This window comes from Nannocystis punicea, assembly GCF_026965555.1.
In the GTDB taxonomy this organism is placed as follows: Bacteria; Myxococcota_A; Polyangia; order Nannocystales; family Nannocystaceae; genus Nannocystis; species Nannocystis punicea.
Genome location: NZ_CP114040.1, coordinates 12,095,894 through 12,108,849, shown reverse-complemented (window position 1 = coordinate 12,108,849; position 12,956 = coordinate 12,095,894). Strand labels below are relative to the sequence as shown.

Below are 12,956 nucleotides of genomic sequence, written 5' to 3'. Positions count from 1 at the left end.
GAGGGCATGTCCTTTAGCGCAGGAAGCGAAAATGAGGGCGAGGGCCGACGTTGCGATGAACGAGGCCGACGCGATCGAGGACGCCGCGCTGGCCGAGCAGGATAGGGGCGACGAGCCGGCTCGAAGTGACGTAGACGAGAGCCTGATCGAGGATGAACGAACGGTCGTCGGGTGCGCGCCCCAGCTTCAGGTCGAGGGCGAGGAGGCGACAGGTCTCGCGGCCATGGACTGCAGTCTGCCACGGTAACTCGGGGCCGAGCAGCGACGGATCAAAGCCGGGGACAGCGACGAGGAAGTCGTTGCTGACGAGCGTGATGGTCGCGCCGGTGTCGACGAGCGCTTCGATTGGCCCCGACCAGCGGTGTGACGCGTCGCGACGCAGGCGAACCGGCACCAGAGGTTGAGCGATGCGGCCGAAGCCACCGCACGAACGGGTCGTGAACGGATGCGCGGTGCCGTGATGAGGATCCATGGAGCGTAGATGGAGCTAGAACGGCATGGCCGGGACGGTTGCGAGGCACACGTCGTCGAGCGAGAGGCCCTGCGCCTGGACCGACGCGATCACGTCGTCGACCGAGTCGCCATGAGCGACGACGCCGCGAGTGGCGTGGAGCGCGACGTGCTGACCGACGTACTGCTCGATCGAGGGATCTCCCAACCAGCGGAAGTACGGGTCCTCTTCGACTTCCTCGAGCTCGTCGGCGCTCGACTCGATCTGGGCATGAGCCGCGGAGAGGCCGGCGACGAGGTTCGACAGCTCGGTGAGCTTCTGCTCGAGGCCGGCGAACTTGCGCTGGCTGTCGGCGAGTTCGCGACGCAATGCGGCGATCGACGGGAGCTCGGCGAGCTCGCCGCCGCTCAATCGATGGTCAGAGGCGAGCTCGGCGATGACCTGGCGAGCGATGTCCTTATCCTCGAGACGCGCGACGAGCTCGGCGACCCGAGCCGAGAGCGCCGCGCTCTTGAGGGGCTTCTTCTTGGTCGAAGCTTTCGCCTTCTTCGCGGTCGCCTTCTTCGCGGTCGTCTTCTTCGCGGTCGTCTTCTTCGCGGTCGCCTTCTTCGCCGGCTTCTTCTTCGCCTTGGCTCGCTTCTTCGGCTTGTCGTCGGCCGAGGCCCAGGCGTCCGGGTCGCGCAGCGAGTGTTGCGGGTGCGGCTGCATCGTCCGCCGCGCAGGTTAGCGCGCGGGGCGGGGGGTGTCGAGGAGCTCGCAGACGGCGCGGCCGTACTCGGCGAGGGCGGTGTGGAGGCCCTCGGCCTCGTTGGCGGCGGCTTCGCTGGCGCCGGCGACGAAGGCGACGAGGGCCCGCAGCAGCTTGACGCCGGGGTGCGTGGCGTCGATGCCGGCGCGCTGCTCGAGCAGGCGGGCGATCGCGGGGTTGTCGAGGTTGACGTAGAGGTCGGCGTCGACGGTGGCGTCGATCTTGGCGGTGAACATGCGCATGAGGCCGAGCGCGCCGCTGGCGATCCGGCCGGCGGCCTCGTCGCTCTCGACCCGCCGCTTGAGCTCGGCCTCGCGGTCGGGCACCAGCACGAGCGGCAGCTCGGCGGGGGCGAAGCGGGCGGCGATCAGGCGTTGACCTGGCCTTGTGAGCATGTTCGAAAGGAAAGCTTGCTGGTCGGCCGGGAGGTCGGCCGGGGGGAACACGCGCTTGTTGCCGGCGGCGGTGCCGAGCTCGATGACCGTGCCGCCGCGGCGGTCGGCGTGGCGGCGGACGAACGGGAGGGCGCCGTAGCGGGTGCCGACGACGACGGGGACGCGGAGGGCGCGGAACAGGACCTCCTCGAAGCCGCCGCGCGGGCTGAGGCTGGCGTACAGCTTGCCCTGGCCGCGCCGCTGGACGACCGCGACGGGCAGGTCGCCCTCGCTGGTGGGGACGGTGAGCTCGTCGGCGAGCAGCTCGAACAGGCGGTCGTCGCACAGCGCGGCGCCGAGGAGGGCCTCGTTGTGGCGGAGCAGGACGCGGCGCCACGCCTCGGGCTCGCGCTCGGCGACCTGCTTCATGCCGTCGACGAGGGCCTCGGCGATCGCGGCGGCGACTGCCCGGTAGGCGGGGTCGCGCTGGAGGTCCTCGCGCGAGGCGGTCGGGGTGAGCTTGGCCGACTCGATCGCGCCGCTGACGAAGCCGGCCCACGCGGGCAACAGCTCGCGCGCGTCGTCGTCGAGCAGCATGCCGCGGACGTAGACGTGGAGGTTGCGGTTGTCGGAGGTGCCGTAGGTGGCGGCGTCGTGGATCCACAACAGGCCGCGGACGTCGGTGCCCTCGCGCGGGCCGATGTCGAGGGTGCACAGCGGCTCGAAGCGGCGCTCGAGCCGGCGGGCGAAGTCGAGGCGGAGGGCGCGGGCGCGGGCCGGGTGGGCGTCGCCGACGCGCCACGGGGCGGGCTGGGCGTTGACCGCGACGGGGTCGTCGCCGACGTACACCGGCAGCGGCAAGAGGGCGCAGTAGTGCAGGAGGCGCGCGCGCAGGGCCGACTCGTCGCTGAGCTCGCGGAAGTTGTCCTTGAGGTGGAGAGTGACCGTGGTGCCGACGGGGCGCGCGGCCGCGGGCTCGATGCTGAAGCGCTCGCCGCTGCGCGATTGATAGAGGAGGGTGGTGTCCGGCGATTGATAGGAGGAGGTGGTGACCGCGACGCGAGTGGCGATGACGAAGGCCGACAGGAAGCCGAGGCCGAACAGGCCGATGAGGTCGTCGGTGCCGTGCTGCTCGCGCAGCTTGCGGGTGTAGCCGGCGCCGATGGTGGCGAGGTAGCGGACGATCTCGTCGCGCGTGAGGCCGGCGCCGGTGTCGCTGACCGCGAGGGTGCCGGCGGCCGGATCGCAGACGACGCGGATCTCCGGGGTGAAGCCGGCCGGGTCCTCGAGGCGGCGGCGCACGCACGAGTCGTGGGCGTTCTGGACCAGCTCGCGCAGGGCGACGAAGGGGGTCGAGTAGAGGTGCTCGCCGAGCACCGTCATGAGGCCGAAGAGGTCGACCTGGGTGGCGAGGATCTCGGGCGTGGTCATGGTCCGATCAGCTTCTTGACCTTGTCGATGCGGCCCTGGGCGCCGTCGTCGCCGAGGTCGCGCGCCTTCTCGTAGTGGGTCAGGGCGTCGCGATAGCGCAGCACGACGAAGTAGGCGTCGCCGAGCTTGAGGTGGTACGTCTTCGACTGCGGCGCGGCCTCGACCGCGAGCTCGGCGAACTGCACCGCCTTCTGCTTGGCGCCGGTGTCGAAGTAGATGTCCGACAGGCCCATGAGCGCGCGGGCGTTGCGGTTGTCGTAGGCGATCGCCTGGTGGAACAGGCTCTCGGCGTCGTTGCGCCGGCCGGCCTTGAGCGCGGCGACGCCGTCGTCGGCCAGCTGCTTGGCCTTGGCCGGGTCGCGGCTCGACTTGAGGGTGGCCTTCTTCGGCCGCTCGACGTCGGGCGGCGGCGCGGCGACGTCGGCGGCGAGATCGATGCTGTCCTCGGGGACAGGTACGGCCTCGGGCTGCGGCGGCTCGGGCTGCGGCGGGGGCTCGGGCTCGGGTCGCCTGGCGGCTGGCTTTTGGGGCAGCTGAATGCCGGCGCCGCGGAGGCCGGCGTCGAGGTCGAGGTGCTGGGAGATCGACAGCTGAGAGGCGCCCTGGTGGGCGGCGAGGGTGCGCTCCTGGCGGCGCTCGGCGTCGTCGTCGGCGAGGGCGCTGACGAGGCCGAGGGCCTGCAGCTCGCCGAGCGACCAGCTGCCGCTGCGGGCCTTCTCCTGGAAGAGGGTGAAGGCGCCGGCGGTCATGCCGCTGCGCTCGACTGCCCGCGGGTGGTCGGGCTCGAAGGCGCGGGCCCAGATGTAGTACTCGACGGCGAACGGGCGCGCGCCGACGACGTCCCAGTACTTGTCGCCGAGGTTGACGAGGCCGGCGGCGAACTGGCCGCGCAGCCCGGCGGCGCGAGAGTCGGCGAGGCCGGCGGCGGGGCCGGTGATCGCCTCGAGCTCGAGGACCTTGGTGTAGGCGGTCGGGACCTCGGGCCGGTCGGCCGGCGGGGCGACGTAGAAGGTGTGGCTGGCGGCGACCAGCGCCTCCTCGGCGAGGGCGTCGATGCGCGAGCGCTCGGTCGCGGGCGGGTCGGGGGTGCGGAGGGCGAAGGCGACTGCGACGCCGGCGGCGACCAGCGAGACGCCGGCGACGACGGGCCACAGCCACCGGCGCGGGACCGGCTGCGGGCTCGGCATGCGCGCGCGCAGGCGCTCGAGCCGGTCGGGGGCGCACTCGGGCAGGGGCAGGTCGTCCCAGGCGGTCCGCATGCCGCAGGCGATCTGCGCCTCGCACAGCGCGGCCTCGAGGTCGTGCATGTCGGCGTAGCGGTCGCCTGGCTGTTTGGACAGGCAGCGCAGGATGACCTGCTCGAGCTGGGCCGGCAGCTGGAGATCGGGACGGACCTGGCGCAGCGTCGGCGGCGGCTGATGCACGTGCGCGTTCAGGACCTCCTCGAGCGCCTCGCTGGGGAACGGCGGGTTGCCGGTGAGCAGCTCGAAGGCGACGCAGCCGGCCGCGTACATGTCGAGGCGACCGTCGAACGGCTGGCCGCGGATCTGCTCGGGCGCCATGTAGTGCGGGGTGCCGGCGATCTTGCCCCGCCGCTCCTGACCGAGCACCGCGCTGATGCCGAAGTCGACGACCTTGACCACGCCGTCGCGCCCGCCCTTGCGCACGAGGATGATGTTCTCCGGCTTGATGTCGCGGTGGACGATGCCGGCCTTGTGCGCGGCGTTCAGCGCCTTGCACAGCTGGCGGAAGATGGCGAGGACCTCGGCCGGCGACTTCACCTCGGCCTCGCTGGCGGGCACGAGGTCCTTGCCGTCGAGCAGCTCCATGCAGATGAAGAGGCGGCCGTCCGGCAGCTCGCCGAAGTCGTAGATCTCGACGATGTTGGGGTGACCCGTGCGGCTGGCCGCCCGCGCCTCGGCCCGGAACACCGCCGCCATCTCGGCCCGCCGGCTGAGGTCGTAGCGCAGGACCTTGAGCGCCACCTTGCGCTCGATGTCGACGTGCTCGGCCTCGTAGACGACGCCCATGCCGCCCTCGCCGAGCCAGCGCACCAGGCGATAGCGCGTGCCGGGGACGACCCGCCCGCTCACCAGGCGCACGCGCGTCCGCTCGCCGCTCGCGGTCGAGTGCTCCGGCTCGACGCCGCTGTCGACCGTGGCGTCGATCGAGCTGGCCGCCGGGACAGGTTCGGTGATCTCGGGGTTGCTGGCCGGAAGGACAGGTTCGGTGGGGACGGACATCGAGCTGGCCGATGAGACAGGTCCGCCGGCGACGTCCGGACGCACGACGGCCGGGGGGGCGTGGACCCCAGCGGGCTCGCCGTCACGGCCGGGCTCGGTCATTTCGCGACGAGTCTAGGCCAGTTTACCGGCGCCGACCGACGGCCTGTCGAGGGAAGGATGCGTGCGCCGTGCGATTACGCGCGGCTCCGGCCCGAAGCCGCGCGAGCGGTCCGAGATCGCAGAGTCGGGGCCGGGCCTCGCCGACCCGGCGCTTCATTCGCGCGGGTCGGCTCGCGGCGCTCGCTGCGGGAACGCGGATCGCTCGGCCGAGAACATCGATGCGCGCGGCTCGACGACGGCGAGACAGGCGGACCTCGAGCCGCTCGCCTTCAGGTGTTCGCCGGTGAGGAGCGCGAGGCGATCGATCGGGGGCCGCGCGTCCTCGTGTTCCTCACGAGTCGGGGCGATCCATCGCTCGAGTCGATCGAGCTGAGACCGGTACCTCGGGGGGATCCTTCGACAGGCCGTGATCGGTGCGTCGATCGCCGCGCGGATCGATCTCTCGAGCGATCACGGAGCCGGGGGCGACGGGGCCGGCGGCTTGTCTTGCGGGTAGACGAGGATCTTCGCCAGCTCGGGGGTGACGCGCAGCTCGCCGGTGCGGGTGATGAGCGCGGCGTCGAGGCCGGGGTGCGCCTGGATGAACTCGAGGCCGGCGTCGACGCCCATGACCGCGACGGCGGTGGCGTAGGCGTCGGCGTCGGTGGCGTTGGGCGCGAGGATGGTGATGCTCTGCAGGCTGCGTTCCTCGGGCACGGGGAAGCCGGTGCGCGGGTCGAGGATGTGCGAGTAACGGACGCCCTCGAATTCGATGAAGCGCTGGTAGTCGCCCGAGGTGACGACGGCCCGGTCGCGCGCGGGGATGGCGGCGACCGAGCCCGGGCCCTCGGGGCGCTGGATGCCGACCATCCAGGTCTTGCCGCCCTTGGTGCCGGACACGAAGGTGTCGCCGCCGCCCTCGACGATGTGGTCGGGGAAGCCGCGCTCGCGCAGGACGGTCGAGGCGCGGTCGACTCCGTAGCCCTTGGCGATCGCGCCGAGGCCGATCTTCATGCCCGGCTTGGCGAGCCGGCCGCTGCGCGTGACCGGGTCGAGCTCGATCGAGCGCCAGTCGACCAGCGGCAGCTTCTCGAGGATCGCCTCGCGCGTCGGCGGGCGGCTGCCGGGGTCGTACTTCCACAGCTGGCCGACGCCGTAGAAGGTCGGGTCGAAGGCGCCGCCCGTGGCCTGGGCGATCTCCTTGCTGCGCTGCAGGATGTCGAACAGGTCGAGGCTGAGCGGGCGCATCGGCCCGCCGGCGGCCTCGTTGAGCTGCGACAGCTCGCTGCTCGGGCGCCACTCGCTCATGATCTGCTCGACGCGCTCGATCTCGCCGAACGCGGCCTCGATCGCGGCCCCCGCCTCGGCCGGCGATCGCTCGCCGACGTGGACGTTGATCGAGACGCGGGTGCCCATCTGCTGGGTCTCGGCGTAGATCGTGCCGTCCTTGCGCACCGGCGGCCCCTCGGCGGCCTTCTCGGGGGCCGGCTCCGGGGCTGTCTTTTCGGGCATGTCACTCGGGACAGGTTTGTTCGGACCTGTCCCTTGGGGCTGGCCGCAGGCGAGCAGGAGGACGGCGAGGGCCGCGAGCGCGGGGCGAGTCACTTCTTCTTGTCCGGGCTGAGGCTCGGCGGGCGCGGCGGTGGAGCCTTGGGCGGCGGAGGGCGCGGGGCCGTGACCACCGGGGCGGGCTCGTCGTCGGGCTCGAGCTCGTCGACCGGCTCGAGCTCGTCGATCTCCTCCGGCTCCTCCTCGTCGTCGGGCTCGGGGCTGGGCGGCGGGCGGAAGGCGTTCTTCACCGGCGGCAAGCTGTCCTCGCCGGGCGGCTTGAAGGACGGGGGCCGGAACGTGCTGCCGCTCGTGCTGGCGCTGGCCTTGGGCTCGGGCAGGCGGAACGACGGCAGGGAGGGCTTGGGGGCCTCTGGCGGGGCGGCCGGCCTGGCTGCCGGGCGCGGCGAGCTCGGTTCGGCGGCCGGGTCGGACGGCGAGCGGCGGAGCTCCGGGGCTGCTGCCGCCGACGGCGCGGAAGGCGTGCGCTCGGCGGACTCGAGCGGGCCCGACGGCTTGCGCAGCTCCGGAAGCGGGCGCTTGCCGGAGGCGGAGTCGGACAGGGCGCGGCTGCCGGAGGCGGCGGCACCCGGCAGAGAGCGGGCGCCGGAGGTCTCGGCGTCGGCGAGCGGGCGCTTGCCGGAAGCGGCAGCATCGGCGATGGCGCGCCGATCGGTGGCACCGGAGGTCTCGGCGTCGGCGAGCGGGCGCCTGCCGGAAGCGGCGGCGTCGGCGATGGCACGCCGATCGGTGGCACCCGAGGTCTCGGCGTCGGCGAACGGGCGCTTGCCGGAAACGGCGGCGTCGGCGGCTGGCCGGCGATCGGAGGTCTCGGCGTCGGCCGGGCGCCGGCCGGAGGACTCGGCGTCGGCGAGCGGACGCCTGCCGGAAGCAGCGGCGTCGGTTTCGGCGCGGCGGGCCTCGGGGGTGGGGCTGGAGAGCGGGCGGCGGGCCTGGCCGGAGGACGGCTCGAGGCGGCGGGCCTGGGGGATCGGGCCGCTCGGGCGGCGGCCGGCGGTGGCGGAATCACCTGGCCGAAGGGCCAGCTCGGCGAGGGCCCGGTGGGCGCTGCTCTCGCCGTCGCCCCGGAGCTCGGCGGGGACCGGGCGGGCGGCGGACGACTCGGAGGGCGAGCGGCGCAGGCCGCCGGAGTGCTGCCGACGCGGCAGCAGCGGGATGTCGTTGAGCGCGGAGAAGTCGTCCTCCGACTCGGCGAGGCGCGAGATGTCCTCGTCATGCTCGCTGGTCGGCGCGGGCTCGGCCGCTCTGCCCGCCCGGACGGTCCTGTGCGAGCGCGTGTCGGGGTTGTTGAGCTCGGAGAAGTCGTCCTCGTCGACCGGCACCGGGGCGGGGCGGAACGTGCTCGCCGGGCGGACCGTCGAGATCTCCGAGTCGCGCAGCTGCGACAGGGCGCGCAGGCCCGAGGCCTCGGAGCCCGGGATGCGCGCGCGCAGGCCGGAGGACTCGGCGTCGAGCGAGCGGACCTCGGAGCTCTCGCGGAAGCGCAGGCCGAAGTCCTCGGGCGACGGGGTCTCGACTGCCGGCTGGCGGCCGGTCTGCCGCAGCGCTCGCATGGCGCCGGTGCGCCGCCGCGGGTCGGACTCGTCGACGTCGATGTCGAGGTCGAAGTCGCTGACGTCGGACTCGCTGAACGGGAGGATCGGGTCGGAGACGCGGGCGTAGCCGACGGCGAGGCCGCCCCACAGCTTGTCGAGCTCGGGGTAGTGCCGCCAGAACCTCGCGGCCAGCCGCGGACCGGGCCGCGCGGTGCCCTTGGCGACCTCGACGTGGATCAGCCCGGCGTGCACCGTGACCGCCAGGACGTGGCCGGAGTAGTAGGTGTCGATCGCCTCCTTGAGCCGCCAGAACAGCTCCTGCGGGGCGCCGTCCTTGCCGATCACGGCTTTCCACATCTGCAGCGGGCCGTGCTCGATGACCGGGGCGAACAGGAACTCGCGGCCGCTGGGGAACAGCAGCTGGAAGCGCTCGTGCTCGATGACGTAGTCGTCCTCGACCGCGCCGAGGTTGCGCAGCATCTTGCCGAGCTGCGGGCCGGTGGGGCGGATCGCCCGCAGCGCCTCGAGCCGACGCAGCGCCGCCGTCATGCCGGCGTCGCGCAAGATCTCCGCGAAGATGTCCTCGACCTCTTCCCAGGTCCCGTGCAGCGGCACTGTGGCGAGGATCCGGCCGCCGATCTTGCCCACGCGGATCATCTCGCCCAGCGCCGGCTCGAGGTCGACCGACTCGCCGAGCACGAGGTTGGCGACGACGAGGTTGTAGCTGTCGTCGGCCATCGCCGTGACGTCGTCGAAGTGGCCGGGTTTGAAGTAGACCCGGTTCTTCCACTCGGCGCGGATCCGCGTCTTGGCCAGCTCGAGCGCGCCCTCGTCGGGGTCGATCGCCAGGATCTTCGCGCCCGCGCCCAGCCGGTGCAGCAGCTCGCCCGTGCCGCGCCCGGTCCCGCAGTGGATGTCGAGCGCGAGCACCTCGGGGAGGTTGGGCAGGTTGCGGACGATGAGCCGCGCGAAACGATCGTGCCAGACCGGAGAGATCTCGCGGTCGAGCACCCGGGCGACCCTTCGGTCGCGGAGCCCCGAAGCTCCGCCGCCGCGACTGTCTTGTGTGCTCAAGGGATGGATGGCGTCGGCCCCGTGGGGCTCAGTTCTTGGGCAGGATGATCAGCCCGAACTCGTAGTTGCTGCCGTCGCCGTTGGCCCGGATCAACGCCGCCTTGGCGGCCGGGTCGGCCTCGTTGTTGCCGCAGTCCTGGTCGTTCTGCGCCATGCAGTAGTCGAAGCTGATGTTGGTGACGAAGGCCCGTTCGCCGTAGTTGCGCAGGAAGGTCTCGTCGCCCTCGGTGACGCGGATGGCGTGGGTGAAGCCGTCGAAGCCCATCGCCGGGAACTTCGCCGACGGGCTGGCGCTGACCGAGGCGGCCGCCGACAGCGCGTTGTACGAGAAGATGTAGGCGTAGAAGCAGCTCCCCGCGCAGTTCTCGGTGTACTCGACCGTGACCTTCGGGTCAGGCGCGTCGGTGCCGAAGGTGAAGGTCGGCGGGTTGGCGGCCTCGACGTCGAACACGAGGTGGCCCGGCGACAGGGTCTTGGCGGTGCCGCCGTCCTCGCGCAGCACGGGGTAGGCGGTGCCGGCCTGGACGTCCTGCGGGGCGCAGTACGGCAGGAAGGCCTTGGTGCCCGACTGCTCGATGGTGGCGATCCACGCGTAGATGCCGAAGCGGAGCTTGGGGTCGATGGTGCCCGAGAGCTCGCAGGTGTCGCTGCTGACGGCGATGCCCGGCGGGAAGCTGTCGGGCGTGTTCATGTCGCCGTCGAAGTTGCGGCTGCCGTTGCCGCGCCCCGGCACCAGCGAGCAGGTCGGCGCGGTGGTCGCGTCCTTGACCGGGATGACGATGCCCTTGGCGATCAGGCCGGCGAGGTCCTCGCCGTAGGTGATGCAGCCGTCGGGATAGGCGGCCAGCAGCGAGTCCGTGTCGACCTGGATCGGGTCGCGGATCTCGAGGACGCCGCACTCGCTCGTGAGCACCTGACCGTCGTTGTCGGTGACCGTCAGCGTGACGTTGGAGACGCCGGCGGCCTCCGGCGTGCCCGAGATGAGGCCGGTGGCAGGATCGATGGTGAGGCCCGCGGGCAGGGTGCCGTTGTCGGTCCAGCCGGTGTACGGCGGGCGGCCTCCGAGCGCGGTCGGCTGGTAGTTGTAGACCAGGCCGACGAAGCCGTCGGGGATGTCGCCGGGAGGCATGGTCTCGTCGCGGCAGACGATGCCGGCGCCCGGGTCGATGATGATGTCGCCGCAGGTGATGGTCCGCTCCGCGTCGCGCCCGTCGACGACGACGACCTTGAGCGGATACATGCCCTCGGCCGTGGGGGTGCCGGAGATCGTGCCGGTGTTCTCGTCGATCGAGAGGCCGTCGGGCAGCGGGGTGGTCGGGTCGACCGAGAACTTGAAGGGCGCCACGCCGTCCACCGTGGGCGTGTACGAGTAGGGCACGCCGACCTGCCCGCGCGCCGGGTTGGCACACTCGAGCGTGACGTCCTCGGCGAAGCCCCACGGGGCGAACTCGTCGCGCGAACAACCGACGAGGGCGCTGGTGACGAAGGCGGTGGTAAGGACGAGGGGGCGGAGGTGCATCGTCGACTCCTAGGGGCGCCTGCGAGGGGCGCCGGGGCAAAGTAACACGAGGAGTTAGCGCTGACTACGCGCCAGGGCAAACAAACCGCGCATCCGCCGGCCGGACGCGGCCGCAGGGGGGCGGACCGGCCGGGAGCGGAAGCGGGCGGGCGCGCGCGGCGGGCTGATTCGGGCCTGTACGGCCGAACAGGGGCCCAGGCGGCGGTTCAGTTCGCGTCCCGCGGGGCGCCGACCAGGGCCGCGACCGCGTCGGCGTCGCGGGGGATGGCGGCCGTGAGGACGTCCGGGGCGCCGTCGGTGCACAGGACGTCGTCCTCGATCCGGATCCCGCGGACGTCGGCGTAGGCGGCCAGGCGCTCGCGGTCCAGGTCGGCCTCGAACGGGCCGCAGAGGGCCCTGTCGCCGAGGATCGCCGGGACCAGGTAGAGCCCGGGCTCGATGGTGACGAGCATGCCCGGCGCGAGGTCGCGGTCGAGGCGGAGGTAGCAGGTGCCGAACTGGCTGCTCCGGGACCGACCCGGGGCGTAGCCGGCGCGGTCGCCGAGATCTTCCATGTCGTGGACGTCGAGCCCGAGGAGATGCCCGACGCCGTGCGGGAAGAACAGGGCGTGCGCACCCCGCTCGACCAGGCCCTCCGGATCGCCGCGGAAGATCCCCAGGTCGACCAGGCCGCGGGCCAGAGTGAGGCTGGCTCGGAGGTGGATGTCGCGGTACCGGGCCCCCGGACGCACCATCGCCGTCGCGTCCTGGTTGGCCTGCAGCACCAGGTCGTAGAGCGCCCGCTGGGTCGGACTCCACGCGCCCGAGACCGGCCAGGTGCGCGTGACGTCGCTGGCCCAGCCGTGGCAGTCGGCGCCGCAGTCGGCCAGCAGGAGGTCGCCGGCCCGCAGCGGGTGATGACTGTGCTCGTTGTGCAGCACCTCGCCGTGCACCGTGACGATGCTGCCGTAGGCCGGGCTCATGCCGCGCGCGGCGAACTCGGCCTCGATCGCCGCCCGCACGTCGGACTCGCGCCGGCCGGGCCGCGTGGCCGCCATGCCGGCGAGGTGACCGGCCCGGGCGGCCTCCGCGGACTGGCGCAGCAGCTCGAGCGCCGGCGCATCCTGTTGCAGGCGCAACGAGATCACCGCGTCGGCGAGCTCGGCGTCCTTGCCCGTGAGCCCGACGGCCCCCGCCTCGGACTCGTCGTGCGCGCCCCACGGCCGCCCCAGCAGAGAGGCCTGCCGCGCCCGCGTGCGCGGGTGGATCGCCGGCAGCGTGGCGACGCCGCGCAAGGAGTCGAGCGCGGTCCGCAGCTCGGACAGCGGGCGGATCTTCCGCACCCCGGTGGCCGCCTGCAGCTCGTCCCAGGTCGCGCTCGGACCGATCCACAAAGGATCGTCCGGCGCCGGCGGCGCGGCGAAGATCTCCCACCCGTCGCCGCTGCCCAGCAACACCGCCCCCGGCCAGTGCACGCCGGTGAAGTAGAGGAAGTGGCTGTGCGCGCGGTACGGGTAGATGTTGGCCGCGTAGTTGCGCGGCACGAGGTCGCCGGCGAAGAAGATCGCGGGCTCGCCGGCGAGGGCGCGAGAGAGTCGCGAACGGCGCTGGACGTAGACCGCGGCCGGCTGCGGCGGGACGAGGACGGACATGCGGGGAGCTTACCGCGGATCTCGCGGCGGCGCGATCGGTCGCCGTCGGGTCGGCTCACGCGAGGCCGGTGCGCGGACCGATCGCCGCGGACGGTGACCGGGGGCCGTCGAGGCGCGGGCGCAATGATGATACTCGCGCGTCGACCGACGAAGGGGAAGTCGATGCATCACGATCGGCCGGTGCCGCGAATCGTCGAGGCGCCGCGGTGATGTGATTCGGCGAATGACGCGACCATGCTATGTTCATAGTCGTGAGTCGATGGATCGGCGAAATGGCGGCAGGAGGCACCGCGATCCCGG

At 72.6% G+C, this 12,956-nt stretch carries 8 protein-coding genes; all 8 read right to left on the bottom strand.

Annotated elements, in window-relative coordinates:
* Positions 1-13 precede the first annotated feature (13 nt).
* Entirely contained in the window at positions 14-472 is a 459-nt protein-coding gene (locus tag O0S08_RS46510; RefSeq protein ID WP_269035982.1) for a pepsin/retropepsin-like aspartic protease family protein, read from the bottom strand.
* Between the two features lie 15 nt (positions 473-487).
* Positions 488-1,159, bottom strand: coding sequence for a DUF5678 domain-containing protein (locus O0S08_RS46505; protein ID WP_269035981.1), 672 nt, complete (start codon positions 1,157-1,159; stop codon positions 488-490).
* A gap of 15 nt (positions 1,160-1,174) precedes the next feature.
* Positions 1,175-3,004 carry an ATP-binding protein gene (locus O0S08_RS46500; RefSeq protein ID WP_269035980.1) on the bottom strand — a complete coding sequence of 610 codons (1,830 nt, stop codon included), beginning with the start codon at positions 3,002-3,004 and terminating at the stop codon, positions 1,175-1,177.
* A complete protein-coding gene (locus O0S08_RS46495; protein WP_269035979.1) occupies positions 3,001-5,349 on the bottom strand; it encodes a serine/threonine-protein kinase in 2,349 nt (782 codons plus the stop codon). Before O0S08_RS46495 ends, O0S08_RS46500 begins: the two co-directional genes overlap by 4 nt.
* A gap of 450 nt (positions 5,350-5,799) precedes the next feature.
* Positions 5,800-6,933, bottom strand: coding sequence for an FAD:protein FMN transferase (locus O0S08_RS46490; RefSeq protein ID WP_269035978.1), 1,134 nt, complete (start codon positions 6,931-6,933; stop codon positions 5,800-5,802).
* Positions 6,930-9,443, bottom strand: coding sequence for a methyltransferase domain-containing protein (locus tag O0S08_RS46485; protein ID WP_269035977.1), 2,514 nt, complete (start codon positions 9,441-9,443; stop codon positions 6,930-6,932). Before O0S08_RS46485 ends, O0S08_RS46490 begins: the two co-directional genes overlap by 4 nt.
* A 91-nt stretch (positions 9,444-9,534) precedes the next feature.
* Positions 9,535-11,025, bottom strand: a complete 1,491-nt coding sequence (locus tag O0S08_RS46480; RefSeq protein WP_269035976.1) for an Ig domain-containing protein — start codon at positions 11,023-11,025, stop codon at positions 9,535-9,537.
* A gap of 206 nt (positions 11,026-11,231) precedes the next feature.
* Positions 11,232-12,656 carry an aminopeptidase P family protein gene (locus O0S08_RS46475; protein WP_269035975.1) on the bottom strand — a complete coding sequence of 475 codons (1,425 nt, stop codon included), beginning with the start codon at positions 12,654-12,656 and terminating at the stop codon, positions 11,232-11,234.
* Positions 12,657-12,956: the final 300 nt, after the last annotated feature.